Consider the following 25,005-nt stretch of genomic DNA (forward strand, 5'->3'; position numbering starts at 1 on the left):
GCAAGCTCGCACCGCAGTGCGAAGCACGGAGGTTCCCCGATGAGCGGCATCCGCCATTTCCTGCTCGCGCTGCAGTTCTTCACCCGGGTGCCGGTGACGGGCGCCCTGGCCGAGTGGGTCGGCTTCAGCCCGCAGATGCTGCGCGCGAGCGCGGCGCATCTGCCGGGCATCGGCTGGCTGGCGGGCGGGGCGGCGGCGCTGGTGTTCGCGGGCGTGGCCTGGGGCTTGCCCGGCGTGGCGGGTGCACTGGCCGCCGCGGTGCTCAGCACCGTCGCCACCGTGATGCTGACCGGCGCCTTCCATGAAGACGGGCTGGCCGACGTGGCCGACGGCCTGGGCGGATCGGCCAGCCGCGAGCGGGCGCTGGAGATCATGAAGGACTCGCGCATCGGCGCCTTCGGTGCAGTGGCGCTGGTGCTGGCGCTCGGACTCAAGTTCGCGCTGCTCGCCGCGCTGGCGGGGCGGGGTCTGCAGGCGGCGGCGATCGCCGTCGTCGGCGCGCATGTGCTGTCGCGGCTGATGCCGCTCTTCCTGATCCGCTGGCTGCCCTACGTGGGCGACAGCGGCGCGAGCAAGGCCAAGCCGCTGGCGGATGCGATCAGCCCGGGGGCGCTGCTCATCGCCATCGTGTGGACGGTGCCCGCCGTGGCGCTGCTGCTGCAGGCACACGACGCGGTTCACGTCGCGGCGGCGGTGCTCGCGGCCATGCTGGCGGCAGGTTGGATGGCCCGGCTCTTCATGCGGCGGCTGCAGGGCTTCACCGGCGACGGGCTGGGCGCGACCCAGCAGGTCTGCGAGCTCGCGATCTACCTCGCGCTGGCCTGGAAGGCATGAGCACGCTCTGGCTCCAGCGCCACGCGCCGGTCGTGGCGGAACCCGGCCTCTGCTACGGGGCGACGGACCTCGAAGCGTATGCCGATGCCACGCTGGCCGCCGCCCGCCGCATCGCACCGCTGCTGCCGGCCGACGTGCTGCTGTGCAGCTCTCCGCTCAGGCGCTGCGTCGCGCTGGCCGAGGCCATCGCCGCGCTGCGCCCGGACCTGTCGGTGACGCGGGACGCGCGGCTGGCCGAGATGGATTTCGGCGCCTGGGAGGGCCGGCCGTGGGCCGACATCCCGCGTGAAGACTTCGATGCCTGGACGGCCGATTTCGCCGACCTGCGCGCCGGCACGCACGGCGAGAGCGTGCGTACCTTCATGTCGCGCATTGCCGAGGCGCACGACGAGTGGCTGGCGCAGCCGCGCGACACGCTGTGGGTCACGCATGCCGGGGTGCTGCGCGCCGTGAGCCTGCTGCGGCGCGGCATCCGCTGCCCGGCTTCGGCCAGCGACTGGCCGTCCGGCGAGATGCCTTTCGGCGGCTGGCTGGTTTTCGACAATCCGGGCTGACCCAGCCTGACCCGACAGGCGCGGCAGGCCCTAGCCCGAACGCCCCCCGTCGTCGCGTTCGAGCTCCTGCCGCATGCGCCGCGCGACGGCGCTTCGCCCGTGAGCGTCCAGCTTCAGGTAGATGTTCTTCAGGTGCCACTTGACCGTGTCCAGCGACAGTCCGAGGGTGAGGGCAATCTTCTTGTTGGGCAGGGACTGCAGCAGCAGCTCGGCGATCTCTGCCTCGCGCAGGGTGAGCAGGCGCGTCAGGCGCCGGTCGTCGCGCAGCAGCGGCATGGGCGGCGGCTCGGCACGCGCGTCGCGCTGCAAGCGGGCCAGCGACTCGATCCGCTCGATGAAGAAGCCGAGCACCGGATCGAGATTGGGAATGGCCGCGGCAGAGACGATGAGCGACAGCGCATTGCCGTGCGCGCTCAGCAGGGTCTGCATCAGCCCGAGCCGGTGCCCCAGTCGCAGCGCCGCGCAGACGCGCGTTCTCGAGGCCTCGGCGCGGCCGAGCCTGTGTTCGACCTCCGCTGCCAGCATCTGCAGGGAGGCGACGAGGCCGACCTGTCCGCGCTGCTGGTAGTGGTTGGACAGGCGTTCGATCTTCTCCAGCGCATCGGGAAGCTCGCCGTCGTGCATCGCCATGCGGATGCGTCCGCGCTCCACGATGTCGGCGATGCGCCGCAGGGTGCCCGGCCCCACGCCCGGGTGCCTGGCGTGCAGCGCCTCCATCTCCCGCAACGACTCGCGCGCGCCGTCGGCGTCGCCGGTCGCGAGCTGGATGCCCTGTTGTTCCAGCAGCACGCAGGCCAGCGCGCGGTCCATGGCAAAGCGCCGCATGAAGCCGCCGGCCTGCGCGAGCTGCTCGAGCGCCTCGGTCCAGCGGCCGGCGGCCTGCTGAGCGCGGTTGGCCACGATCATCATGCGCAGGGTGGTGTCGGGGATCAGGCCGTCGTGCGTGCCGAGCTGTTCCTGCATGAAGCGCGCGGCGGCGAGCGGGCCCTGCTGCTCGTACAGCACCTCGACCAGCAGCTGGGCGGTCAGCCGCGCGGCCTCGCGGCAGCGGGCGCCGCGCTCCTGCGCCTCCGCCAGCACCTGGCGGTAGATGCGCTCGGCCCGGTGCATGTGGCCCTCGATGGCGTATGAAAGCCCGACCAGGCACTGGCCCACCAGCGAGCCGAACAGCGTGCCGGCGACCGGCTCGCCATCGATGCGCGGCGCCGGCTCGTCACGCTGGATGCGCCGCGCTTCCTCGAATTCGCCGCGGTGCAGGTGCAGCCAGGTGAGCACGTTGCGTCGCCCGGCGAGCGCGAACTCGTCGGCCGCCGGCGGCGGTGCCAGCAGTTCGGGCAGCAGCCACGAGAGCGCGTCGTTGTCGTCGTTGCGGATGGCGAAAAGGCAGCCGAGCAGCGTCAGCCGGTAGCGCATGGCGGGGTCGAGCGCGCCGGGCATCTGGCGCAGCCGCTCGATGCTGCGGGCGCAGTCGTCGAGCCGGTAGTCGGCCAGCTCGACCCAGGCAATCCAGAGAGCGAGGTTTGCGTTGTCGCCGATCTTTCCGGGGTCGATCTGGCGCATGAGCGCGATCACCTCGCTCATCCGGCCTCGCGTGAAAAGCGCCTCCGCGCCCCGCACGGCCAGCCGGGCAGCGGTGTCGTGGTCGTCGGCCGCCAGCGCGTGGCGTACCGCCTGATGGTGCATGCCGCGGATCGCGAAGGCCTGGCAGGCCGTGGCATGCACCCGCAGGCGCGTGGCTTCGGGCCAGGCCTCGAAACGCACCAGCAGCACGCTGCGCAGCAGCGGATGCATGTGCCACCAGCGCTCGTGGGGGGCCGTCTCCGGCGTTTCGGTCACCAGCGACAGCAGGCCCTCGTGCACCAGCGGTTCCAGAAGCTCGGCGCACATGGCCGGCGTGAAGCCTTCGCCGGCCAGGTCGGCGCACAGCGGGGCGCTGAAGCGGGTGGCGGCGGCGCAGAAGGTGAGCAGGCGCAGCTGGGTCTCGGACAGGCGCGGGAAGACGTGCGCGTCGAAGTAGGCGGCGAAGGGCTCCGGGTCGGCCACCCCGTGCACCAGCGGCGACTGTACGCTGCGCCGGCGGCGCACGTCGGCGCTGGCCAGCCGCAGCAGGGCCGGCCAACCTTCCGTCAGCCGATGGATCGCCGCGGCGGCGCGCTCGTCGAGCCGGGGCAGGCGCATGCCGAGGTAGTCGATCGATTCCGGCAGGCTGAAGCGCAGGTCGTCGTTGCGCAGTTCCAGCACCGTCTTGGACGCCGGGGCGTGCGCCAGCGTCATCGGCAGTTCGTCCTGGCTGGCGAAGACGCACATCAGGTTGGGCGGCGCGTACTCCACGAGCAGTTGCAGCGCGTGCAGCACGAGGCCGCTCTGCGCGCGCTGCACGTCGTCCACGATCAGCACCACCCTGCGTCCGTGCGCCGCGATGCCCCGTACCAGCGCGATGACCATGCGCTCCATGGCGAGTGCGTCGGGAACGGCGTGCGCCATCGCCTGCCGGGGAATGACGGAGTCGATGCCCGCCAGCGCCGACATCAGGCCGGTCATGAAGTGCAGGTCGCCTTCGGGCAGGTCGGCGAGCCTGAGCCAGGCGATGCCCGCGTCCGCGGAGACCAGTTCGCGCTGCCAGGTCAGCAGCAGCGAGCTCTTGCCGAAGCCGGCTGGCGCGCGCAGCACCACGCACCGTCGGGTGTCCGGCCCGTCGAGCCTTTCGAGCAGGCTTCGGCGGACCAGCAGTCGGCGGCTTCGCGTGCGCAGTGCCGGCGTACCGGGTATGGGGACAGGTTGCATCCGTGCGGATTCTGAGTCATCCCGCAAGCGGATCGAATCCCATATTCGAGGGTTTGCCCATCCCCACCCTTCGGGGGTGGGGTGGCGTGCAGGGGCGATGCCGATGACTCGGCGGAGCCCCCGCAAACAAGACTGGAGAACGCCTCATGTTCGATCTTTCGAATCTCAGGATCGGAGCCCGCCTAGGGCTGGGATTTGCGCTGTTGCTGCTGCTTCAGCTCGTCATCACCGGCATCGGCCTGCGCGAGATGGCGCATCTGTCGGAGCGCGTGGCCTTCGCCACCGAGGTCGGCGAACGCAAGCTCAACGAGCTCAACAACGTGCAGTCCGCCATCGGCAAGCGGGCCATCGCGGCGCGCAACCTGGCGCTGGTGTCCGATCCGGCCGCGCAGAAGGGTGACATCGAACTGGTCGGCAGCTCGCAGCGCGAGATCGACACCGGCCTGCAGAGCCTGGCCGCGGTCATGGCCGCGCCGGATGCCGCGACGCCCGACGAGCGCAGGATGCTGGAGAAGCTCGGCGCGCTCGAGGCGCAGTACCTGCCGATCGCGAAGAACGTGGTCGGGCTCGCCACCTCGCGCCAGACCGACGCGGCCGTGAAGGTGCTCACCCAGGAATGCATGCCGCTGCTCAACCAGGTGCTGGCGCATGCCTCGGCCTTCCAGGCGCTGCTGAGGAAGGGCGCGGACGAAAGCACCGCGTCGACCCAGGCCGCCTACCAGCGCGCCAAGTGGATGATCGTGTGGATCAGCTGCGCCTCGATGGCCGGCGGGCTGCTGCTGGCGTTCCGCATGACGCGCTCCATCACCCGGCCGCTGGGCCAGGCCGTGACCGTGGCCCAGCAGGTGGCGTCGGGCGATCTCACGGCCCGCATCGAGGTGGCCGACGCCTCGGAGTCGGGCATGCTGATGCGCGCGCTGCGCTCGATGAACGACGAGCTCGCCAAGGTGGTGGGTCAGGTGCGCGAGGGCACCGATTCCATCGCCTCGGCATCGAGCCAGATCGCCTCGGGCAACCGCGACCTGTCGTCGCGCACCGAGGCGCAGGCCAGCTCGCTGGAGCAGACGGCGGCGGCCATGCAGGAACTCACCGGCACCGTCAGGCAGAACGCCGACAACGCTCGCCTGGCCAACGAACTCGCCGACTCCGCCTCGCAGGTGGCCTCGCGCGGCGGGGCGGTGGTCGACCAGGTGGTGGAGAAGATGGCGTCCATCAACGCATCGTCGAGGAAGGTGGTGGAGATCATCGGCGTGATCGACGGCATCTCGTTCCAGACCAACATCCTCGCGCTCAACGCGGCTGTGGAGGCGGCTCGTGCCGGCGAGCAGGGGCGCGGCTTCGCGGTGGTGGCCTCGGAGGTGCGCAGCCTAGCGCAGCGCTCGGCCGCGGCGGCCAAGGAGATCAAGACGCTGATCGGCGACTCGGTGGGCGAGGTGGAGGCGGGAAGCACGCTGGTCAACCAGGCCGGCAGGACCATGGAGGAGATCATGGGCAGCGTGCGCCGGGTGACGGACATCATGGCGGAGATCACCGCGGCCAGCCAGGAGCAGGCCGCCGGCATCGGCCAGGTCAACGACGCCATCAAGCAGATGGACCGCACGACCCAGCAGAACGCGGCGCTGGTCGAGCAGGCCTCGGCCGCAGCTCAGTCGATGAACGACCAGGCCGCGGGGCTGGTGCACGCGGTGCGGATGTTCAAGCTGGCCTGAGCGGGCCGGCCGCGGTCAGTTCGACTTGCTGCGCCACTGCTCGCGCCAGAGCTTGTCGAGCTGCGGCGCGAGCGCGGCGGGCGGCGAGCCCAGCAGGCGGTTGCCGCCGTTGCGCTGCACCAGGCCATAGATGCGGCCGGAGCCCTGGTCGTAGAGCGCGATGGCGTTGTTGTCGTAGCAGTCGTGCGGCTTGCAGAAGGCGTGCAGCAGGTAGCGCGTGCCGTCGACGGTCACCCATTTCGGCTCGGGCGCCGGGCCTTCGCGGCGCACCAGCCATGGCTCGGTCTCGCGCGTGCCCAGGGCGGTGCGCCAGGCCTTCTGCATGGCGGGGCCGCGCGCCAGCGCGGCGGGGCTGCCGGTGGGCGGGGGCGGCACCTTGGCGGCAGGCTCGGGTGGCGGCGGCAGCGCGCGGGCGGCGCCGTTGCAGCGCCAGTAGCGCAGCTTCATCATCTCGGGGCCGAGCTGGCCGGCCAGGGGCTTGTCGGCATCGAGCGTGACGTACTGGCCGCGCGGGCTGCGGTAGACGAGGAAGGTCAGCGCGCCGGCCTTGTCCGTCTCGCCCACCAGCGCCACGTCGAAGCCCGCAGGCGGCGGGCTGTTGCCGAAGAGGCTGTGGACCGTCTGCGGCTCGCGGGTGACCACGCGGCGCTTGCCGCTTTCGGCGATCAGGGAATCCTCCCGGACCTGCAGCGCGGCGGCCGAGTTGTTCGCGCAGTCGGCCGACCATCGGCCGGTGTACTGCCCGACGTAGTTGGGAAGCTGCTGGCCACCCTGCTGCGACCAGGCAGCGGCCGGCAGCAGCGCGGCCAGCACGGCAAGAAGCAGGGCTCGGGAGTCGTTCGTCGTCTTCGCTGTGGTCTGGCGTCTCGTCATTCGTCTTTTCGTTGTCGTTGTTTCGTTCTCTTGTCTCAGGGCGACTTGGGCGCGGGCGTCTTCGGCTTGTAGGCGCAGAAGGCGGCCACCGCGCATTCCCAGCAGCGCGGCTTGCGCGCCACGCAGATGTAGCGGCCATGCAGGATCAGCCAGTGGTGGGCGTGCAGTCGGTACTCCGGTGGGACGCGCTTCTCGAGCTTGAGTTCCACCTCCAGCGGCGTCTTCCCGGGGGCCAGGCCGGTGCGGTTGCCCACGCGGAAGATGTGCGTGTCGACCGCGATCGTCGCCTCGCCGAAGGCCACGTTGAGCACCACGTTCGCCGTCTTGCGCCCGACGCCCGGCAGGGCCTCCAGCTCGGCGCGGGTACGGGGCACCTCGCCGCCGTGCTTCTCGACCAGGATGCGGCAGGCCTCGATCAGGTGCTTGGCCTTGCTGCGGTACAGGCCGATGGTCTTGATGTACTCCTCCAGCCCTTCCACGCCCAGTTCCAGGATGGCCTGAGGCGTGTTCGCCACGGGAAAGAGCTTGCGGGTGGCCTTGTTCACGCCCACGTCGGTGGCCTGGGCCGACAGCAGCACGGCGGCCAGCAGCTCGAAGGGGGTGCTGTATTCCAGCTCGGTCTCGGGTTCGGGGTTGGCCGCCTGCAGGGTGGCGAAGAAGAGGGGGATGTTGTCTTTTTTCATGGGGCTTCGGAAGGGGCAGGCAAGGCCGCCAGCCGCAATATATCGTCGAAAGCGGATGGCCTTACGCAGCTTTATTGACCGCGCTTTGGCGACAATGCAACCCCAGAAAGTGAGACCGACCATGCAATTCGCCTCCCGCCTCGACAACGTCGAGACCTCCGCCATCCGCGAACTCTTCAAGCTGCTGGGCAAGCCCGGCATCATCAGCTTCGCGGGCGGCTTCCCCGACAGCGCCATGTTCGACGTCGAAGGCCTCAAGGAGGCGAGCCAGAAGGCCCTGGCCGAGGAACCCGGCGGCGCCCTGCAGTACGGCGCCACCGAAGGCTACGAGCCCCTGCGCAGCCAGCTCAGCTCGTTCATGAAGACCAAGGGCGTCGACGTCGACCCCAGCGGACTGATCGTCACCACCGGCAGCCAGCAGGCGCTGGACCTGCTGGGCAAGACCATGATCTCGCCCGGCGACAAGGTGATCGTCGAGGGCCCGACCTTCCTGGCCACCATCCAGTGCTTCCGCCTGTACGGCGCGCAGCTCGTCAGCGCACCCGTCGACGCCAACGGCGTGAAGACCGACGAGCTCGAAAAGCTCATCGCCGAGCACAAGCCCAAGCTCGTGTATCTCATTCCCACCTTCGGCAACCCCAGCGGTGCCACGCTGAGCCTGGAGCGCCGCAAGAAGGTGCTCGAGCTGGCCGTGAAGTACCAGACGCTGATCGTCGAGGACGACCCCTACGGCGACCTCTACTTCGGCGAGGCCCCGCCGCCCTCGATCATGGCGCTGAGCAAGGACGTGCCCGGCAGCCGCGAGCTGCTGGCGCATTGCGGCAGCCTGAGCAAGGTGCTGAGCCCCGGCCTGCGCATCGGCTGGATGATCGCCCCGCCCGAGCTGCTGGCCAAGGCCACCATGTGCAAGCAGTTCAGCGACGCCCACACCAGCACCTTCTCGCAGGCCACGGCCGCCCAGTACCTAAAGAGCGGCCGCATGCCCGCCACGCTGGCCCATGTGCGCGAGGTGTACGGCCAGCGCGCGCAGGCCATGGGCGCGGCGCTCAAGCGCGAGCTGGGCGACGCGGTGAGCTTCACCCAGCCCAACGGCGGCCTGTTCTTCTGGGCCCGCCTGACGGGCGCCAACGGCAAGCTGGCCGATGCGAACGAACTGGCCAAGCGCGCCATCGAGAAGCTGGTGGCTTTCGTGCCCGGCGCGCCGTTCTTCGCGGAGAAGCCCGATGTCGCCACGCTGCGCTTGAGCTTCGCCACGGCCGACGTGGCGAAGATCGAAGAGGGTGTGAAGCGCCTCGGCCAGGCCCTGTAAGAGGCCCGCGCAGGGCTCAGGGCGACCGGTGCAGCCGGGGCGCCGCGAGCAGGTCCAGGTTGTCCGTGATGGCCGCATCCACGTTCGGATAGCGGCCTTTCATCTTCGACAGCGTCATGATCGTCTGCAGCGCCTTCAAATCCTTGACCGAGGGCGCGACCTTGATCTGCGCGATGGCCGCGCTGGGGTTGCCGCCGTTGATCAATGCCATCACCTTGCTTGCCCAGTCGTTCGCGCGCGCCATGTCGTCACCTGTCCTGTTGTCCGTGGAATGAGGCGACTGTACACAGCGGGTTAGGATCACCCATGAGAAAAACCTTCCAGCTTCAGGTCGAGGGCAAGCACCCCGACCGTCTACTCGAAGCCATCAAGCACGAGATCCGCAAGTACATCAAGCGCGAGCGGCGCCGCGAACTACCCGAGGGCGTGGACTACTGGGACTTCGACTGCCGCTTCGGCACGTCGCAGGAATCCGCCGAAGTCATCCACCTTTCCGCCATCACCGGCCTGATCGACGGCGTGGTGAAGGAGGGCGGCAAGCAGTTCTACATCGAGATCCTCGCCAAGCCGGCGCAGCGCAAGGCGCGCCCGGCCGGCTCGCCGGAATCCGAATCGCCCGAGGAAGGCTGAGCCCCGCTCAGACCAGCGCCTGCGCCAGCCGCAGGCCGTGGCGCTGCTCCGCATCCTGCAGCGAGCGCGCGATCGAGGGGTGCAGCCGCACCCCGTCCTTCGACTGCAATTCCCGACGCTTCAACCCGCCTTCGCCCGGCAGCCGCACAGGCTTCGCCGGGTCGATGGGCGCATTGCCGCGGCACTGCGCTGCCACATGGTCCATCTGGCGCAGGAAGGCTTCCTTGCCGCCGAAGGCGCTCAGGTCGTGCAGCGTGACGTGCACCGTCGCGCCCCAGCCCTCTGGCGGGTCGGCGCGGCCGTGGCCCGCGAGGCCGGCCGTGAGCGTCTCCACCAGCAGCGCCATGCCATAGCCCTTGTGGCCGTGGCTCAGTCCGCCCACGGGCAGCAGCGTGCCGGGGGGCTGGTCGAACAGCACCTGAGGATCGTTGGTGGGCTTGCCGGCGGCGTCGATCAGCCACTCTTCGGCGAAGGTCTCGCCGGCCGCGCGCTTGCGGTTGCTCATGCCGTTGGTGGTGATGGAGGCCGAGATGTCGACCATCACGCCGCCCTGCGACAGCGGAAAGCCCATGGCCAGCGGATTCGGCGTGAACACCGCCTGCGTGCCGCCGAAGGGCGCGACGCTGGCGGCATTGGGGTCGGAGCAGGCCAGCAGCATCAGCATGTCTTCGTGCAGCGCGCGCAGCATGTAGACGGCGAGGCAGGCGATGTGGTGGCTGCGCCGGATGACCAGCGACGCCGTGCCCAGCTCGCGCGCACGCGGCACCAGCAGGTTCATGCCCTGGTCCATCAGCCACGGGCCGGGCAGGCGCCTGCCGTCCCACAGCACGGCGGCGGGGCGGTCGGACAGCACTTCGGGCGCGCCGTCGCGCGTCATGCCGCCGGATTCCAGCTCCTTGACGTACCCCGCCAGCAGCGCGAGGCCGTGCGTGTCGTGGCCCAGCAGGTCGCCTTCGACCAGCGTGCGCGCGACCACGGCCGCCTTCGGCGCGGCGAGGCCGGCCTTCTGCAGCAGGGCGTCCGCATAGGCGACGAGCGCTTCGGCGCGATAGAGAGGAGCCGATGAAGCAGGCGCGGCGGCGTCGGTCATTTCAGTATTTCCAGCACGCGGTCGAGGCCGCCTTCGTTGATGGCCACCATGGCCTGCTCGCGCACCTTCGGCTTGGCGTGGTAGGCCACCGAGAGGCCGGCCTCGCCCATCATCGGAAGGTCGTTGGCGCCGTCGCCCACGGCGATCGTTTCCTGCGGCGAGATGCCCATGAGCGAGGCCACCTCCAGCAGCGTGCGGCGCTTCTCGGCGCCGTCGCAGATGTCGCCCCAGCTCTGCGTGACCACCTCGCCGGTGAGCTTGCCGTCGGCCTCGTCGAGCAGGTTGGAGCGTGCGAAATCGATGCCCAGGCGGTCCTTCACGCGGTTAGCGAAGAAGGTGAAGCCGCCCGACACCAGCAGCACCTTGAGGCCGGCCGCCTTGCAGGCCGACACCAGTTCGGCCGCGCCGGGGTTGAGCTTCAGGCGCTCGTCGTAGACCTGCTGCAGCGCCTCGACCGGCACGCCCTTGAGCAGCGCCACGCGGCGGCGCAGGCTTTCCTTGAAGTCCTTGATCTCGCCGCGCATCGTGGCTTCGGTGATCGCGGCCACCTCCGCCTTCTTGCCGACGGCATCGGCGATCTCATCGATGCACTCGATGCTGATCAGCGTCGAGTCCATGTCGAAGGCGATCAGCTTGAAGTCGGCGAGCTTCAGCGGCGGCTTCACGCGCTGGATGACGAGGCCGGGGGAGATTTCAGTAGCGCTCATGCGGTGGCGTTTTCCTTGACGGTGGGCTGGCCCAGGCTGCGCAGCACGTCGCGCACCATCTGGGCCCGGTCCTTGGGTTCTTTCAGTTCGCGCTCGATGCGCAGCTTCTCGTTGCCGGCTAGCTTGATGTGCCTGTTCTTCTGGATCAGCTGGATGATGGCCATGCCGTCCACCGGCGGATCCTTCTTGAATGTGATGTTGATGATGCCCGGCGCGGCGTCGACCTTCACCACGCCGTAGGGCCGCGCGAGCACGCGCAGGCGGTGGGTGTCGATCAGCGTCTGCGCCTGCGGCGGCAGCTTGCCGAAGCGGTCGACGATTTCCTCCAGCAGCGTGTCGATCTGGTCGGGCGTCTTCGCCGTCGCCAGCTTCTTGTAGAACGACAGGCGCAGGTGCACGTCGCCGCAGTAGTCGTCGGGCAGCAGGGCGGGGGCGTGCAGGTTGATCTCGGTGGTGACCGACAGCGGCGACAGCAGGTCGGGCTCCTGCCCGGCCTTCAGCGCGCGCACGGCCTCGCTCAGCATCTCGTTGTAGAGCTGGAAGCCGATCTCCATCATGTTGCCGCTCTGGTTCTCGCCCAGCACCTCGCCGGTGCCGCGGATTTCCAGGTCGTGCATGGCGAGATAGAAGCCGGAGCCCAACTCCTCCATCTGCTGGATGGCATCGAGCCGTTGCGCGGCCTGCTTGGTCAGGCCCTCGGTGTCGGGCACCATGAGATAGGCGTACGCCTGGTGGTGCGAACGGCCGACGCGCCCGCGCAGCTGGTGCAGCTGCGCCAGGCCGAACTTGTCGGCGCGGCTGATCACGATGGTGTTGGCGGTCGGCACGTCGATGCCGGTCTCGATGATGGTCGAGCACAGCAGCAGGTTGTGGCGCTGCGCCACGAAGTCGCGCATCACGCGCTCCAGCTCGCGCTCTGGCATCTGGCCGTGGGCCACGGCGATGCGCGCCTCTGGAAGGATCTCTTCCAGCTTCTGGCGGCGGTTCTCGATGGTCTCGACCTCGTTGTGCAGGAAGTAGACCTGCCCGCCGCGCTTGAGCTCGCGCAGCACGGCCTCGCGGATCACGCCGGTGCCCTCGTTGCGAACGAAGGTCTTGATGGCCAGGCGCCGCTGCGGCGCGGTGGCGATCACGCTCAGGTCGCGCAGCCCTTCGAGCGCCATGCCCAGCGTGCGCGGGATCGGCGTGGCGGTGAGCGTGAGCACGTCGACCTCGGCGCGCATGGCCTTCATCGCCTCCTTGTGGCGCACGCCGAAGCGATGCTCCTCGTCGATGATGAGCAGGCCCAGGTTCTTGAACTTGACCGACTGCGAAAGCAGCTTGTGCGTGCCGACCACGATGTCGACCTGTCCGTCGGCCAGCCCCTTGGCGGCGGCGGCGACCTCCTTGGCGGAGCGGAAGCGGCTCATCTCGGCCACCTTCACCGGCCACTTGGCGAAGCGATCGACCAGCGTCTGGTAGTGCTGCTCGGCCAGCAGCGTCGTGGGCGCGAGGAAGGCCACCTGCTTGCCGCCGGTGACGGCGATGAAGGCCGCGCGCAGCGCCACCTCGGTCTTGCCGAAGCCCACGTCGCCGCACACGAGGCGGTCCATGGGTTGCGGCGAGATCATGTCCTGCACCACGGCGTGGATGGCCGCCTTCTGGTCGGCGGTCTCCTGGAAGCCGAAGTCGTTGGCGAACACCTCGTAGTCGGCCGGCGAGTAGCGGAAGGCATGGCCTTCGCGCGCCGCACGGCGGGCGTAGATGTTGAGCAGCTCGGCGGCCGAGTCGCGCACCTGCTCGGCGGCCTTGCGCTTGGCCTTTTCCCACTGGCCGGAGCCCAGCTTGTGCAGCGGTGCCTCGTCGGCGCTGACGCCGGTGTAGCGGCTGACCAGGTGCAGCTGGCTCACGGGCACGTAGAGCGTGGCCTTGTCGGCGTATTCCAGGTGCAGCATTTCCTGCAGCAGCGGCTTGCCGTCGGGGCCGTTGCCCTGGCCCAGGTCCATGTGGATCAGGCCGCGGTAGCGGCCGATGCCGTGCGCGCTGTGGACCACCGGGTCGCCCACGTTGAGCTCCGACAGGTCCTTGATGAGCGCCTCGACGTCGCTGACCTGCTCCTGCTTCTTGTTGCGCCGGCGCGTGGTGGGCGCGGTGGCGAAGAGTTCGGTTTCGGTGACGAAGTCGATGCCCTGCTCGCGCCACGCGAAGCCAGAGGCCAGCGCGGCGGTGGCGATGCCCGTCTTCTCGTCGCCGGACGCCTCGAACTCGGCCAGCGAATCGAAGGCCGGTGGATTCACGCCGCTGGCGCGCAGGAAGTCGAGCAGGCTCTCGCGGCGGCCTTCGCTCTCGGCGATCAGCAGCACGCGGTGCGGCGTCTTCGCGATGTGGGCCTTCAGCCCGACCAGCGGGTCTTCGGCGCCGCGCACCACGGCAAAGGGCGGCAGCCTGTCGAACTCGGCGTAGGGCGTGTCGGTGTCCACGTCGCCGCGGATGGCGAGCTGCGCATGCGGCTTGGCGCGCTGGTAGAACTGTTCGGCGTTCAGGAACAGCGCCTCGGGCGGCAGGGCGGGGCGCTCGGGGTCTCCGCGCACGAGGCGGTAGCGCTCGTTGGTGTCCTGCCAGAAATGCTGGAAGGCTGGTTCCAGGTCGCCGTGCAGCACCACGGTGGCGTCGGCGCCGAGGTAGTCGAACACGGTGGCCGTCTCGTCGAAGAACAGCGGCAGGTAGTACTCGATGCCGGCGGTGGCCACGCCGTTGCCCATGTCCTTGTAGACGCGGCTCTTGGTCGGGTCGCCTTCGAGCAGTTCGCGCCAGCGGCTGCGGAAGCGCCCGCGCGCGTCGTCGTCCATCGGGAACTCGCGGCCCGGCAGCAGCCGGACCTCGGGCACCGGGTAGAGGCTGCGCTGGGTGTCGGGGTCGAAGGTGCGGATGGTGTCGATCTCGTCGTCGAACAGGTCGACGCGGAAGGGCACGAGCGAGCCCATGGGGAACAGGTCGATCAGGCCGCCGCGCACCGCGTATTCGCCGGGGCTCACCACCTGCGTCACGTGGGTGTAGCCGGCCAGCGTGAGCTGGGCCTTGAGCTTCGATTCCTCCAGCTTCTGCTTCGCCTTGAAGTGGAAGGTGTAGCCGGCCAGGAAGGAGGGCGGCGCCAGCCGGTAGAGCGCGGTGGTGGCGGGGACCAGCACCACGTCGGCCTCTTTCTGGCTGATGCGCCAGAGGGTGGCCAGGCGCTCGCTGATCAGGTCCTGGTGAGGCGAGAAGCTGTCGTAGGGCAGCGTCTCCCAGTCGGGGAACAGGGCGCAGCGCAGGTCGGGGGCGAAGAACGCGATCTCGTCGATCAGGCGCTGGGCGTCGTTGGCGTCGGCCGTGAACATCGCGGTAGCGCGCCCGGCGGCTTTCTCGCGCATGGCCAGTTGCGCCAGCAGCAAGGCATCTGCCGACAAGGGAGGACGCGGCAGCGTGAATCGCTTGCCCGCCGTGAGGTGGGGGAGGTCCATGGAACGCTTGATGGAAATGCACAACACCCCGCGCCGGCTGGCGAGGGGTGTGCGTAACGGGCAATTCTAGAATGGCGGCCCTTTATCCGCTTGTCGGCCACGGCCGACGCTGGGCCCCATGTCCTCTTCCCGACTCTTCGTGCTGATCCCGTGCGCCGGCTCCGGCCATCGCGCGGGGCATGCGCAGTCCACGCAACCCAAGCAGTACCGGCGCTTGGCCGGCCCGCCGATGGTGGCCCATACGCTGGAGGCCTTCCGCGCGATGTCGGGGCGCTTCGCCGGGCTGGCGCTGGTGGTGTCGCCGGACGACCGGGACGTGAACGCGGTGCTGCCGCGCTTTCCGGCCGAGAACGAGTACCTGCTGCGCGTGGGCGGCGTGACCCGCGCCGCCACCGTGCGCAACGGTCTCGCGGCGCTGCGCCAGAAGGGCGCCGGCGCGCACGACTGGGTGCTGGTGCACGACGCGGCCCGCTGCCTCGTCACCTCCAGCCAGATCGAGGCGCTCATCGCCGCCTGCGAGCACGATGCCGTCGGCGGCCTGCTGGCTCAGCGGCTGGCCGACACGCTGAAGTCGTCCACCACCGAAGGCCGCGTGGCGCAGACCCTGCCGCGCGCCGACAAGTGGCTGGCGCAGACGCCGCAGATGTTCCGCATCGGCATGCTGCTCGACGCGCTGGAGCGCGCCGGCGACGCCGTCACCGACGAGGCCAGCGCCATCGAGGCGATCGGACTGTCGCCACTGCTGGTACCCGGAAGCGCCCAGAACTTCAAGGTCACCTTTCCGGAAGACTTCGCCCTGGCCGAGGCCGTGCTGCTGGGCCGCAGGAAGGAGCTGGCATGACCGCAGCGACTTTCAACATCCGCATCGGCGAAGGCTGGGACGTCCATCAGCTGGTGGCGGGGCGCAAGCTGATCCTCGGCGGCATCGAAGTGCCGCACACCACCGGCCTGCTCGGCCATTCGGACGCCGACGTGCTGCTGCATGCCATCACCGACGCGCTGCTGGGCGGCGCGGGGCTCGGCGACATCGGCCGGCACTTTCCGGACACCGATCCGCAGTTCCGCGGCGCCGATTCGGCCGTGCTGCTGGCCGAGGCGGCGCGCCGGGTGCGTGCCGCGGGCTGGGAGATCGGCAACGTCGACAGCACGGTGATCGCGCAGGCGCCCAAGCTCGCGCCGCACATTCCGCTCATGTGCCAGCGCATCGCCGACACGCTGGGCGTGGCGTTGGAGCAGGTGAACGTGAAGGCCAAGACCGCCGAGAAGCTCGGCCCGGTGGGCGAGGGCCGAGCGATGGAGGCTCGCGCGGCCGTTCTTCTCCACAGATAAGCAAGACCAGCGCGGCCGGCGGCCACCAGTCAGGCGGGCTTCTTTCCGCTGCCGCCCTGCGGTTCGCCGGGCTTGGTGCCGGGTGGCATCGCGCGCGGCATGCGGATGTGCGCCGCCAGACCCCGACCCGGCGTGCTCGTCAGCGCGAAGGTGCCGCCCATGCGCTCGATGTTCTTCGCCACGATCGACAGGCCCAGTCCCGCGCCGGCCGCGGATGTCCGTGCGGTGTCGCCGCGGAAGAAGGGCTTGGTCAGCTGCGCGAGCAGGGCCGGCTCCACGCCCGCGCCGTGGTCGCGCACCTTGATGAGCACCGCGTCGTTGTTGGCCTGCGCCTGGATCGTCACGTCGGCCACGCCGGTGGAGGGCGTCTTGCCGTAGCGGCGCGCGTTCTCGACCAGGTTGGAGATGACGCGCGTGAGCTCGACCTCGTCGCCCATCACGCGCAGGTCGGGCGGCACCTCGACCTTGATGTTCATCTCCTCGTAGTCCTGCACGGCGTAGGTGCAGGCATCGACCACGTCGCGCAGCAGCACCGGCTTGGGGTCGACGTGGTCGGGCCGCGCGTAGTCGAGGAACTTGTCGATGATCGCGTCGAGCTGGGCGATGTCGGCGGCCATGTGGTCGCGCGCGTCCTCGTCGGCCACGCTCATCTCGGTTTCCAGCCGCAGCCGGGCCAGCGGCGTGCGCAGGTCGTGCGAGATGCCGGCCAGCATGATGGCGCGGTCCTGCTCGATCTTGGCGAGCTGGTCCGCCATGCGGTTGAAGCCGATGTTGACCGCGCGGATCTCGTTGGTGCGGGCGCGCTCGTCGAGGCGGTGAGCCTCGTACTCGCCTTCGCGCACCTGCATGGTCGCGCGCGACAGCTGCTTGAGCGGCAGGTTGATGAGCCGCGTGATCAGCGCCGCACCCGCCAGCGACAGCGCCATGGCGGTGCTCAGCCATACCAGCCAGGTGCGTCCGCCCACGCGGCTGAAGCGGGTCGGGTCGAGCAGCAGCCAGTAGGTGTCGCTTTCGATGGTGAAGCCGATCCACAGGCCCGCCTCGTCGTTCACGCGGCTTGCCACGGTCGTGCCTTCGCCGAGCTGCTCGATGAGCTCCTCGGTCACGCGCAGGTCGAGCGCGCCGCTGGTGTAGGGCTGGAAGCGGTCGTTGGGCTCGCGCGGCAGGATGCGCACGCCCTCCTGGTCGGCCAGCGTCTTGATCAGCGACACGCGGGTGATGGCGTCGGAGTACACCAGCGCAGCCCGCGTGAGGTTCACGAGCGAGGCGATCTGGTGCGCCGTTTGGATGGCGCGCGGCTCGTATTCGAGCGAGCGGAAAGTCTGCAGCCAGGCGACCGTGCAGCCGATCAGCAGCAGAGCGAGCAGGAAGAAGGTGCGCCAGAAAAGGCTGAAGCCCAGCTTGAGGCCGGGGCGGCGGTCACGCTGCGAGCTCGCTTCGAGCGGGCTGGGCATCGTGACCTGCGCGCCGTCCTCCTGGGCAGCGCCGGGTCTGGGGGGTTGGCCGACGGCCACCTTTCAACGTGGCGTCAGGCCGTGCCGTCCGGCACGAACACGTAGCCCACGCCCCAGACGGTCTGGATGTAGCGGGGCGCAGCGGCGTCGGACTCCACGAGCTTGCGCAGGCGCGAGATCTGCACGTCCAGGCTGCGGTCGAAAGGCTCGAACTCACGGCCGCGCGCCAGCTGCGCCAGCTTCTCGCGCGACAGCGGTTGACGCGGATGGCGCACCAGCGCCTTCAGCATCGCGAACTCGCCGGTGGTCAGCGAGAGCTCTTCGCCATCCTTCTTCAGGGTGCGCGAACCGAGGTCGAAGGCGAACGGGCCGAAGGTGACGGTCTCGTTCTCGGTGGAGGGGGCGCCGGGCGCCTCGAGCGGCGGGCGGCGGCGCAGAACGGCGTGCACACGGGCCAGCAGTTCGCGGGGGTTGAAAGGCTTGCCGAGGTAGTCGTCGGCGCCGACTTCGAGGCCGACGATGCGGTCCACGTCCTCACCCTTGGCGGTGAGCATGATGATCGGCGTGCGGTCGTTGGCGGCACGCAGGCGGCGGCATACGGACAGGCCGTCCTCGCCGGGCATCATCAGGTCGAGCACGATCAGGTCGACCGTGTCGCGCAACAGGATGCGGTTGAGCGCCTTGCCGTCCTCGGCCACGATCACTTCGAAGCCTTCCTGCGTCAGGTAGCGGCGCAGCAGGTCGCGGATGCGGGCGTCGTCGTCGACGATCACGATCTTGTCGGTGCGAGCGGGAACTTGAGTCATTTCTACAACGTCGAATTTGTAACAGCGCCGATTCTGAAGGCGTTGCGGTCCGGTTGAGCCGGATTTGCTTGGGGTTTGACACTAAGTTACAAAACTTGCGGACACTCGCGGTCTGGTCATTCGACGTTAGTCCGGCAGTGGCAAAGTCGCGTGTACCGATGACTTTCGCCTCAATGAGACGTCCTTTCCCCGCACTGCCGCTCATCCTCGTTTTCGCCTGCGGCCCGTCGCTGGCGGTTTCCGGCGACTTCCTCCGGGTCGGCGAGGCAAGACGCAACGAAGTCCGCGACGCCGTCGCCGCCCACCGTGCCGAGCAGCGCGAGGAGAAGCGCCGCGGAGAAGCGATCGCCGGAAGGCGCCTCACGCCCGCCGAGCTGTTCGAACTGCGCCAGCAGGTACGCGGCCAATGGGCCCCGCCCGCCGCGGGTGCTTTGCTCAATTCGGCAGAATCGCAGCCGGCCGAGCGCATCGTGCCGGTGCCGCCGCCCGCGGTGGGCACTTTGCCGCTGGCGCCGCGCAGCCAGCGCCGCTGATGCGGCATCGATGCGCCTGCGGCCTGCCGCGGCAAGCCCGGCGCCTGCCTTTCCATACCAACATCGGGAGTACTTCGCCATGAAGAAAAAGATCAAACTGCTTGCGGCCTGCGCCGCCCTGGCTGCCGCCGGCAACGCGCTGGCCCAGAACGTCGTCGCGCCCGCGCCCCAGAACGTGCTGCAGCTGACGGCATCGGGCACCGTCGAAGTCCAGCAGGACATGCTGAGCATGACCCTCGTGACCACCCGCGATGCCGCCGACGCCGCCACCGTGCAGACCCAGTTGAAGGCCGCGCTCGACGCCGCGCTGTCCGAGGCGAAGAAGAACGCCCAGACCGGTCAGCTCGACGTGCGCACCGGCAACTTCAGCCTGTCGCCGCGCTACACGAAGGAAGGCAAGATCAACGGCTGGCAGGGCTCGACCGAGCTGGTGCTCGAAGGCCGCGACTTCCCCCGCATCACCCAGACGGCAGGGCGCATCACCACGCTCAACGTCGGCAATGTCGGCTTCGGCCTGAGCCGCGAGCAGAGGGCCAAGACCGAGACCGAGGCGCAGAACATCGCCATCGAGAACTTCAAGCAGAAGGCCAACGAACTGGCCAAGGGCTTCGGCTTCGGCGGCTACACGCTGCGCGAGGTGTCGGTGAACGCGAGCGACAACGGCCCGATCCGCCCGCGCATGATGGCGGTGCAGGCCAAGTCCTTCTCCTCCGCCGATTCGGCGGTGCCGGTCGAGGCCGGCAAGACCGCCGTGGTGGTGACGGTGTCGGGCTCCGTGCAGCTCAAGTAGAGCCCATATATAGATAGAGAGGGCAGGTCCCCGCCGGCGGGCTACCCTCTATTGGGCAGTCCAGCCGCCGTCCATCGCCCAGGCCTGGCCACGGACCTGATCGGCAGCCGGCGAGCACAGGAAGACGGCCAGGCCGCCCAGTTGCTCGACGGTGGTGAACTGCAGCGAAGGCTGCTTTTCGCCAAGCAGGTCGTTCCGGGCCTGCGCGACGGTGATGCCTTCGCGCGCTGCGCGGTCGTCGATCTGCTTCTGCACCAGCGCAGTCAGCACCCAGCCGGGGCAGATCGCGTTGACGGTGACTCCCGTGGTCGCGGTTTCCAGCGCGACCGCTTTGGTCAGGCCGACGATGCCGTGCTTGGCCGCGACATAGGCCGACTTCTGCGCCGACGCCACCAGTCCGTGCGCGGAGGCGATGTTGATGACCCGGCCCCAGTTGGCCTCGCGCATCGCGGGGATTGCCAGCCGCGTGGTGTGGAAGGCGCTGGTGAGATTGATCGCGATGATCGCGTCCCAGCGTTCGAGCGGGAAGTCTTCCACCTTGGCGACATGCTGGATGCCGGCGTTGTTCACCAGGATGTCGACGCGGCCGAACTTCGACGCGGCGAACTTCATCATGTCCTCGATCTGCTCGGGCTTGCTCATGTCGGCGCCGTGGTACTCGGCGCGCACGCCCAGCGCCTCGACCTCGGACTTGGGCGCGGCGTAATCGCCGAAGCCGTTGAGCACGATGTCTGCGCCCTGCTGGGCGAGGGACTTGGCGATGGCGAGGCCGATGCCACTGGTGGACCCCGTAACAAGCGCGGTTTTGCCTTTGAGCATGAAGATCAATCTCCGGATGAATTAGGATGCGACGAGACAATTATCCGCACCAGGACACCTTCGTTTCCATGACCGAACCGACGCTTCATCACGTGGCGTGCGATGACGCCCAGGGCGGCCACCGCATGGCCTATTGGCAATGGGGCGACGCGGGCAGCGAACACGTCGTGGTCTGCGTGCATGGACTGACCCGGCAGGGGCGCGATTTCGACCTGCTGGCCCAGTCCATCGTGGAGCGTGCTGGCGGCGACGTGCGCGTGGTCTGCCCGGACGTGGTGGGCCGTGGGCGCAGCGACTGGCTGCGCGATCCATCTCTCTACCAGGTGCCGGTGTATGCGGCCGACATGGTCGCGCTGATCGCCCGACTGCATCGCGAGCAGCCGATCGGCACGCTCGACTACATCGGCACCAGCATGGGCGGGCTCATCGGCTTCGTGCTGGCAGGCCACAAGGAATTGCCGCTGGCGCGGCCCATCCGCCGCTTCGTCGCGAACGACGTCGGCCCGACCATCGAGCCGGTGGCGCTTCAGCGCATCGGCGCCTACGTCGGCAAGAGCGGCAGCTACGAGAGCGTGCAGGCGGCGGCCGATGCCATGTGGGCGCTGTCGACCACCTTTGGTCCGCACACGCCGCAGCAGTGGCTGGCGCTGTCGCAGCACATGGTGGTGCCTGCCTCGCAGCGCACGTCCGATGGTTCGGCGAAGGTCGAGGCACGGGGCGACGAACCTGGCGAAGGCGGCCGCTGGCTGCTTCACTACGACCCGGCCATCGGCGTGGCGCTTCGTGCGATCACGCCGGAAGCCGCTGCGCAGGGCGGTGCGATCATGTGGAGCCTGTACGACGCCATCCAGGCGCGCACGCTTCTCACCCGCGGTGCCGAATCGGACCTCCTGTCGCGCGACACGGCCGTGGCCATGACGCAGCGCGGACCGCACGCCACGCTGGTCGAGTTCGAAGGCGTGGGCCATGCGCCGACCTTCGTCGATCCCGCTCAGATAGCAGTCGTCACCAGGTTCCTTTTCGACTGATCCGCAGCCGATTGACTGATTTGAGCAAGTGAGTGAGCGAAGCGTGAAGCGCGATTCATCGAGTCTGCAGACGGCAACCGCGTCAGAGGCGGTCATGGTCGATTACCCGCTGTCCGCGGCGACGGCCGAGCGCACGCCGGTGATGGAGAACATGCTGGCCCGCGCGCGCGCCTTCGCCGAGCCGCTGATCGCCGACGAGAAGCTCGATACAGGAGAGAACACGCTCGCGCACGCCGACGCGGTGGCTGCCATCGTTGCGAAGATGGGGGGCTCCGAGGCGATGCAGGCGGCGAGCTACCTGGTCTATTCGTGCCAGCACCTGAACCGTCCGCAGGAGGTGATCGCCAAGGTGTTCGGCGACAACTTCGCCTCGCTCGCCGTCGAGACGACCAAGCTGGTACGCGTGCAGGAGCAGGCCCGCTCGGCCTCGCAGGGACATCACATCGAGGGCGCCGGCGCGCAGACCGAGAACGTGCGCAAGATGCTGCTTGCGTTCTCGCGCGACCTGCGCGTCGTGATGCTGCGGCTGGCTTCGCGCCTGCAGACCCTGCGCCATGCGGCCGCAAGCAAGCAGCCAGCCCCCGAGGGGGTCGCGCGCGAGTCGCTGCAGGTCTTCGCGCCGCTGGCCAACCGGCTGGGCATCTGGCAGGTGAAGTGGGAGATCGAGGATCTTTCGTTCCGCTTCCTCGAGCCCGAGACCTACAAGCTGATCGCACGGCTTCTTGACGAGAAGCGCGTCGAGCGCGAGGGTTACGTGGAGCAGCTGCGCTCCAAGCTGGAGCGCGAGCTGCAGACCGAGGGCATCAAGGCCGCGGTGCAGGGGCGGCCCAAGAACATCTACAGCATCGTGAAGAAGATGCGCGGCAAGTCGCTCGACTTCGCGCAGGTCTTCGACATCCTGGCGCTGCGCGTGGTGGTGCCCGACGTGAAGGACTGCTATGCGGCGCTGGCCTGGGTGCACTCGCACTTCCAGCCCATCGACGAGGAGTTCGACGACTACATCGCGCGCCCCAAGCCCAATGGGTACCAGTCGCTGCACACGGTGGTGCGCGAGCTGGTCGATGGCAAGGCCGGCAAGCCGATCGAGATCCAGATCCGCACAGAAGAGATGCACGACCACGCCGAGCATGGCGTGGCTGCGCACTGGGCCTACAAGGAAGCGGGCCACAAGGGCTACGCGGGCGTGTGGGCCAGCGGCGAGTACGACGCGAAGATCGCGGTGCTTCGGCAACTGCTCGCGTGGGAGCGCGATCTTTCGGGCGGCCTGCAGGGGCAGGGCCTGTTCGACGACCGCATCTACGTGCTGACGCCCGATGCGGCGATCGTCGAATTGCCTCAAGGGGCGACGCCGGTCGACTTTGCCTATACCGTGCACACGACGCTGGGGCATCGCTGCAGAGGGGCTCGCGTCGATGGCGCGATGGTTCCGCTGAACACGCCGCTGTCGAACGGACAGACGGTCGAGATCATCGCGGCCAAGGAGGGCGGCCCGTCGCGCGACTGGCTGAACGCGGAGCTCGGTTATCTCGCCAGCAACCGTGCGCGCGCGAAGGTGCGTGCATGGTTCAACGCGCAGATCACGCACGAGACCGTGGCGCGTGGACGCGAGGCCGTCGAGAAGCTGCTGCAGCGCGAAGGCAAGACCGCGGTGCGGCTCGAGGATCTTGCCTCGCAGCTCGGCTTCAAGTCGGCAGACCATCTGTTCGAAGTCGTCGGCAAGGACGAGTTCTCCCTGCGCAACATCGAGACGCTGCTGCGTCCGCCCGAACCCGCACAGGGCCCCGACGACGGCGTACTCATCAAGAAGGCACGCGGCAGCGAGAAGTCGGGCAAGGGCGGCGTGCTCGTGGTGGGCGTGTCTTCGCTGATGACGCAGCTGGCCAAGTGCTGCAAGCCGGCGCCGCCCGATGCGATCCGCGGCTTCGTCACGCGCGGCCATGGCGTCAGCGTGCATCGCAGCGACTGCAGCAACTTCCGCACGATGGCCGCGAAAGATGGCGAACGCGTCATCGACGTGGAGTGGGGCGTCGCGAAGAAGGGCGCCGAGGCGCCTGTGTATGCGGTCGACGTAGCTGTCGAAGCGGCCGACCGCCAGGGCCTCCTGCGCGATATCTCGGATGTCTTCGCGCGCGAGAAGATGAACGTGATCGGCGTGCAGACGCAGTCGATCAAGGGCACTGCGTGGATGACGTTCACCGTGGAAATCGCAGATGCAGCGCGCCTCACGCAGGTTCTTGGGCTGGTCACTGCAGTTATTGGTGTGCGATCTGCACGTCGTCGCTGAAAAACGCGATTTCTCCTGCTACAATAACTGCTTCTCGGACACATCCTTAGGCGCGTAGCTCAGCTGGTTAGAGCACCACCTTGACATGGTGGGGGTCGTTGGTTCGAGTCCAATCGCGCCTACCAATTTCTGTTTCAACCCCGGCCAACCACCGGGTCAATTGAACAGATCATCCACCGGGTTCTCCGGTGTGTATATCGCCCCTTGTGATGATGCAGGCAAAGACCTCGGCCACGTACTTGTGCTACCTTGGTCACTCTGCAACTTCATTCCATTTTTCTTGATAAGCGATTCGATGAATATGCGGTCGACCACGGCTGATCGGACTCATGCCGACAAGCGTCTGGCCGCATTGCTGAAGCAGGCTCCCATCGAGTTTGCGCGTGCCGTCTACGGCATCAACGACTACGCGAGCGGGCGCACCGACACGATGGCTGCCCGGGAAGTGGCGCGTGCGCACCGCCAGGGCATGCCCCTGACGGAGGAGCGTGCCGAGCAGCGTGCGCGGGCCTATCTGCCTACCGTTGGACAGGAGCACTGTCCGCGCTGCTGGGTGGTCTATGGCCACAAGACGCCGCTGCGATTCCGCGAAGCCGAGGGAGAGAGGCCCGAGGTCGCCGCCTGCAATGTGTGCGGCGCCGAATACGCGACCTCGTCCGATTGAGGCAAGTGGCCGGCCCGGTCAGGGTAAACCTTGTCGCGGCGCAGCAAAACCGCTCCCTAGAATCGTCCGACGACATGGGCGTCCATGTGAAGGAGTCCGCAGTGCAGAGCAAGAAGTCCGGGGTCAAGCCGGTACAGCGTGTGATCAAGAAGTACCCGAACCGAAGGCTCTACGACACCGAGACATCCACGTACATCACGCTGACCGAGGTGAAGCAGCTGGTCATCCAGAATGCCCAGTTCGTGGTGCGTGATGCCAAGACCGGCGACGACCTCACGCGCAGCATCCTGCTGCAGATCATCCTCGAAGAAGAAGCGGGCGGCGCGCCGATGTTCACGGAGCAGGTGCTGGCCAACATCATCCGCTTCTACGGTCAGGCCATGCAGGGCTACATGGGGCCGTACCTCGAGAAGAACATCCAGGCCATGACCGAGGTGCAGGCGCAGCTCGCCGAAAAGGCCGAGGGCCTGACCCCCGAGATGTGGGCCCGCTTCATGACCATGCAGTCGCCGATGCTGCAGGGGCTGATGGGCAGCTACGTCGAGCAATCGAAGAACGTGTTCCTTCAGATGCAGGAGCAGATGCAGAAGAACACCGAGCAGGTGCTGGGGGCCTTTGGCATCAAGCGTTCCTGACCTGCGGCAGG

23 protein-coding genes and 1 tRNA gene are annotated in these 25,005 nt (G+C 68.5%); 14 read left to right on the forward strand and 10 right to left on the reverse strand.

Going from position 1 to position 25,005, the window contains the following annotated elements:
• Window positions 1–39 precede the first annotated feature (39 nt).
• Both G369_RS0102480 and G369_RS0102485 read left to right on the forward strand, forming a co-directional pair.
• Entirely contained in the window at window positions 40–834 is a 795-nt protein-coding gene (locus G369_RS0102480; RefSeq protein WP_019652393.1) for an adenosylcobinamide-GDP ribazoletransferase, read from the forward strand.
• On the forward strand, window positions 831–1,388 hold the full coding sequence (locus G369_RS0102485) for a histidine phosphatase family protein (protein ID WP_019652394.1): 558 nt from the start codon (window positions 831–833) through the stop codon (window positions 1,386–1,388). Before G369_RS0102480 ends, G369_RS0102485 begins: the two co-directional genes overlap by 4 nt.
• Before the next feature lie 30 nt (window positions 1,389–1,418).
• Here the strand turns inward: G369_RS0102485 and G369_RS0102490 are convergent, their stop codons facing one another.
• Window positions 1,419–4,172 carry a LuxR C-terminal-related transcriptional regulator gene (locus G369_RS0102490; protein ID WP_080647788.1) on the reverse strand — a complete coding sequence of 918 codons (2,754 nt, stop codon included), beginning with the start codon at window positions 4,170–4,172 and terminating at the stop codon, window positions 1,419–1,421.
• Window positions 4,173–4,318: 146 nt separating this feature from the next.
• On the opposite strand from G369_RS0102490, the gene G369_RS0102495 reads away from it, so the two are divergent.
• Window positions 4,319–5,881, forward strand: a complete 1,563-nt coding sequence (locus G369_RS0102495; RefSeq protein WP_019652396.1) for a methyl-accepting chemotaxis protein — start codon at window positions 4,319–4,321, stop codon at window positions 5,879–5,881.
• A 15-nt stretch (window positions 5,882–5,896) separates the two neighbouring features.
• Here G369_RS0102495 and G369_RS0102500 read toward each other — a convergent pair whose 3' ends face one another.
• Complete coding sequence (locus tag G369_RS0102500) at window positions 5,897–6,754, reverse strand: Ivy family c-type lysozyme inhibitor (protein WP_020722928.1); 858 nt, start codon at window positions 6,752–6,754, stop codon at window positions 5,897–5,899.
• 35 nt (window positions 6,755–6,789) lie between these two features.
• Entirely contained in the window at window positions 6,790–7,437 is a 648-nt protein-coding gene (gene nth, locus G369_RS0102505; protein ID WP_019652398.1) for an endonuclease III, read from the reverse strand.
• Between the two features lie 121 nt (window positions 7,438–7,558).
• Between nth and G369_RS0102510 the strand changes: the two genes are divergently transcribed.
• Window positions 7,559–8,746 carry an aminotransferase-like domain-containing protein gene (locus tag G369_RS0102510; protein ID WP_019652399.1) on the forward strand — a complete coding sequence of 396 codons (1,188 nt, stop codon included), beginning with the start codon at window positions 7,559–7,561 and terminating at the stop codon, window positions 8,744–8,746.
• Between the two features lie 16 nt (window positions 8,747–8,762).
• On the opposite strand, the gene G369_RS0102515 is transcribed toward G369_RS0102510, so the two are convergent.
• Window positions 8,763–8,990: a hypothetical protein gene (locus G369_RS0102515; protein WP_019652400.1), complete on the reverse strand. Its 228-nt coding sequence runs from the start codon at window positions 8,988–8,990 to the stop codon at window positions 8,763–8,765.
• 62 nt (window positions 8,991–9,052) lie between these two features.
• Between G369_RS0102515 and G369_RS0102520 the strand changes: the two genes are divergently transcribed.
• The gene (locus tag G369_RS0102520; RefSeq protein WP_019652401.1) at window positions 9,053–9,376 is read left to right on the forward strand and encodes a DUF6172 family protein; all 324 of its coding nucleotides are present in this window, start codon (window positions 9,053–9,055) and stop codon (window positions 9,374–9,376) included.
• Window positions 9,377–9,383: 7 nt separating this feature from the next.
• Here the strand turns inward: G369_RS0102520 and G369_RS0102525 are convergent, their stop codons facing one another.
• From G369_RS0102525 to mfd, 3 genes are read right to left on the reverse strand one after another with little or no spacing between them, the layout of a single operon-like run.
• On the reverse strand, window positions 9,384–10,466 hold the full coding sequence (locus G369_RS0102525; RefSeq protein ID WP_019652402.1) for an Ldh family oxidoreductase: 1,083 nt from the start codon (window positions 10,464–10,466) through the stop codon (window positions 9,384–9,386).
• Window positions 10,463–11,173: a phosphoserine phosphatase SerB gene (gene serB, locus G369_RS0102530; protein ID WP_019652403.1), complete on the reverse strand. Its 711-nt coding sequence runs from the start codon at window positions 11,171–11,173 to the stop codon at window positions 10,463–10,465. The genes G369_RS0102525 and serB overlap by 4 nt, the downstream gene beginning before the upstream one ends.
• Window positions 11,170–14,652 carry a transcription-repair coupling factor gene (gene mfd / locus G369_RS0102535; RefSeq protein ID WP_019652404.1) on the reverse strand — a complete coding sequence of 1,161 codons (3,483 nt, stop codon included), beginning with the start codon at window positions 14,650–14,652 and terminating at the stop codon, window positions 11,170–11,172. The genes serB and mfd overlap by 4 nt, the downstream gene beginning before the upstream one ends.
• A 118-nt stretch (window positions 14,653–14,770) precedes the next feature.
• On the opposite strand from mfd, the gene ispD reads away from it, so the two are divergent.
• Entirely contained in the window at window positions 14,771–15,493 is a 723-nt protein-coding gene (ispD, locus tag G369_RS0102540; RefSeq protein WP_019652405.1) for a 2-C-methyl-D-erythritol 4-phosphate cytidylyltransferase, read from the forward strand.
• Window positions 15,490–15,981: a 2-C-methyl-D-erythritol 2,4-cyclodiphosphate synthase gene (gene ispF / locus G369_RS0102545; protein WP_019652406.1), complete on the forward strand. Its 492-nt coding sequence runs from the start codon at window positions 15,490–15,492 to the stop codon at window positions 15,979–15,981. Before ispD ends, ispF begins: the two co-directional genes overlap by 4 nt.
• A 29-nt stretch (window positions 15,982–16,010) precedes the next feature.
• On the opposite strand, the gene G369_RS0102550 is transcribed toward ispF, so the two are convergent.
• Complete coding sequence (locus G369_RS0102550; protein WP_019652407.1) at window positions 16,011–17,435, reverse strand: sensor histidine kinase family protein; 1,425 nt, start codon at window positions 17,433–17,435, stop codon at window positions 16,011–16,013.
• Between the two features lie 74 nt (window positions 17,436–17,509).
• Complete coding sequence (ompR, locus tag G369_RS0102555; RefSeq protein WP_007837017.1) at window positions 17,510–18,241, reverse strand: osmolarity response regulator transcription factor OmpR; 732 nt, start codon at window positions 18,239–18,241, stop codon at window positions 17,510–17,512.
• A gap of 173 nt (window positions 18,242–18,414) precedes the next feature.
• On the opposite strand from ompR, the gene G369_RS0102560 reads away from it, so the two are divergent.
• Both G369_RS0102560 and G369_RS0102565 read left to right on the forward strand, forming a co-directional pair.
• Window positions 18,415–18,774 carry a hypothetical protein gene (locus tag G369_RS0102560; RefSeq protein ID WP_019652408.1) on the forward strand — a complete coding sequence of 120 codons (360 nt, stop codon included), beginning with the start codon at window positions 18,415–18,417 and terminating at the stop codon, window positions 18,772–18,774.
• A gap of 79 nt (window positions 18,775–18,853) precedes the next feature.
• Window positions 18,854–19,564 carry an SIMPL domain-containing protein gene (locus tag G369_RS0102565; RefSeq protein ID WP_019652409.1) on the forward strand — a complete coding sequence of 237 codons (711 nt, stop codon included), beginning with the start codon at window positions 18,854–18,856 and terminating at the stop codon, window positions 19,562–19,564.
• A gap of 48 nt (window positions 19,565–19,612) precedes the next feature.
• Here the strand turns inward: G369_RS0102565 and G369_RS0102570 are convergent, their stop codons facing one another.
• Window positions 19,613–20,383, reverse strand: a complete 771-nt coding sequence (locus tag G369_RS0102570; protein WP_026346151.1) for a 3-hydroxybutyrate dehydrogenase — start codon at window positions 20,381–20,383, stop codon at window positions 19,613–19,615.
• Between the two features lie 26 nt (window positions 20,384–20,409).
• Here G369_RS0102570 and G369_RS0102575 point away from each other — a divergent pair, with 26 nt between their 5' ends.
• From G369_RS0102575 to phaR, 5 genes are all read left to right on the forward strand, one after another.
• Complete coding sequence (locus tag G369_RS0102575) at window positions 20,410–21,411, forward strand: alpha/beta fold hydrolase (protein ID WP_020722929.1); 1,002 nt, start codon at window positions 20,410–20,412, stop codon at window positions 21,409–21,411.
• Between the two features lie 94 nt (window positions 21,412–21,505).
• Window positions 21,506–23,695 (forward strand): RelA/SpoT family protein, encoded by a 2,190-nt coding sequence (locus tag G369_RS0102580; protein WP_051127524.1) that lies wholly within the window; start codon window positions 21,506–21,508, stop codon window positions 23,693–23,695.
• A 48-nt stretch (window positions 23,696–23,743) separates the two neighbouring features.
• A tRNA-Val gene (locus tag G369_RS0102585) sits at window positions 23,744–23,820 on the forward strand.
• Window positions 23,821–23,990: 170 nt separating this feature from the next.
• Window positions 23,991–24,359 (forward strand): hypothetical protein, encoded by a 369-nt coding sequence (locus G369_RS0102590; RefSeq protein WP_019652413.1) that lies wholly within the window; start codon window positions 23,991–23,993, stop codon window positions 24,357–24,359.
• Window positions 24,360–24,433: 74 nt separating this feature from the next.
• Window positions 24,434–24,994, forward strand: a complete 561-nt coding sequence (gene phaR, locus G369_RS0102595) for a polyhydroxyalkanoate synthesis repressor PhaR (protein ID WP_019652414.1) — start codon at window positions 24,434–24,436, stop codon at window positions 24,992–24,994.
• Window positions 24,995–25,005 lie beyond the last annotated feature (11 nt).

The sequence above is a fragment of the Variovorax atrisoli 110B genome (assembly GCF_000382045.1).
Classification (GTDB): domain Bacteria; phylum Pseudomonadota; class Gammaproteobacteria; order Burkholderiales; family Burkholderiaceae_C; genus Variovorax; species Variovorax atrisoli.

Bases quoted from the DNA above. Each gene is read 5' to 3' on its own strand.
- G369_RS0102480 (WP_019652393.1), top strand. From the start codon at position 40: ATGAGCGGCATCCGCCATTTCCTGCTCGCGCTGCAGTTCTTCACCCGG.
- G369_RS0102485 (WP_019652394.1), top strand. From the start codon at position 831: ATGAGCACGCTCTGGCTCCAGCGCCACGCGCCGGTCGTGGCGGAACCC.
- G369_RS0102490 (WP_080647788.1), bottom strand. From the start codon at position 4,172: ATGCAACCTGTCCCCATACCCGGTACGCCGGCACTGCGCACGCGAAGC.
- G369_RS0102495 (WP_019652396.1), top strand. From the start codon at position 4,319: ATGTTCGATCTTTCGAATCTCAGGATCGGAGCCCGCCTAGGGCTGGGA.
- G369_RS0102500 (WP_020722928.1), bottom strand. From the start codon at position 6,754: ATGACGAGACGCCAGACCACAGCGAAGACGACGAACGACTCCCGAGCC.
- nth (WP_019652398.1), bottom strand. From the start codon at position 7,437: ATGAAAAAAGACAACATCCCCCTCTTCTTCGCCACCCTGCAGGCGGCC.
- G369_RS0102510 (WP_019652399.1), top strand. From the start codon at position 7,559: ATGCAATTCGCCTCCCGCCTCGACAACGTCGAGACCTCCGCCATCCGC.
- G369_RS0102515 (WP_019652400.1), bottom strand. From the start codon at position 8,990: ATGGCGCGCGCGAACGACTGGGCAAGCAAGGTGATGGCATTGATCAAC.
- G369_RS0102520 (WP_019652401.1), top strand. From the start codon at position 9,053: ATGAGAAAAACCTTCCAGCTTCAGGTCGAGGGCAAGCACCCCGACCGT.
- G369_RS0102525 (WP_019652402.1), bottom strand. From the start codon at position 10,466: ATGACCGACGCCGCCGCGCCTGCTTCATCGGCTCCTCTCTATCGCGCC.
- serB (WP_019652403.1), bottom strand. From the start codon at position 11,173: ATGAGCGCTACTGAAATCTCCCCCGGCCTCGTCATCCAGCGCGTGAAG.
- mfd (WP_019652404.1), bottom strand. From the start codon at position 14,652: ATGGACCTCCCCCACCTCACGGCGGGCAAGCGATTCACGCTGCCGCGT.
- ispD (WP_019652405.1), top strand. From the start codon at position 14,771: ATGTCCTCTTCCCGACTCTTCGTGCTGATCCCGTGCGCCGGCTCCGGC.
- ispF (WP_019652406.1), top strand. From the start codon at position 15,490: ATGACCGCAGCGACTTTCAACATCCGCATCGGCGAAGGCTGGGACGTC.
- G369_RS0102550 (WP_019652407.1), bottom strand. From the start codon at position 17,435: ATGCCCAGCCCGCTCGAAGCGAGCTCGCAGCGTGACCGCCGCCCCGGC.
- ompR (WP_007837017.1), bottom strand. From the start codon at position 18,241: ATGACTCAAGTTCCCGCTCGCACCGACAAGATCGTGATCGTCGACGAC.
- G369_RS0102560 (WP_019652408.1), top strand. From the start codon at position 18,415: ATGAGACGTCCTTTCCCCGCACTGCCGCTCATCCTCGTTTTCGCCTGC.
- G369_RS0102565 (WP_019652409.1), top strand. From the start codon at position 18,854: ATGAAGAAAAAGATCAAACTGCTTGCGGCCTGCGCCGCCCTGGCTGCC.
- G369_RS0102570 (WP_026346151.1), bottom strand. From the start codon at position 20,383: ATGCTCAAAGGCAAAACCGCGCTTGTTACGGGGTCCACCAGTGGCATC.
- G369_RS0102575 (WP_020722929.1), top strand. From the start codon at position 20,410: ATGCGACGAGACAATTATCCGCACCAGGACACCTTCGTTTCCATGACC.
- G369_RS0102580 (WP_051127524.1), top strand. From the start codon at position 21,506: ATGGTCGATTACCCGCTGTCCGCGGCGACGGCCGAGCGCACGCCGGTG.
- G369_RS0102590 (WP_019652413.1), top strand. From the start codon at position 23,991: ATGAATATGCGGTCGACCACGGCTGATCGGACTCATGCCGACAAGCGT.
- phaR (WP_019652414.1), top strand. From the start codon at position 24,434: ATGGGCGTCCATGTGAAGGAGTCCGCAGTGCAGAGCAAGAAGTCCGGG.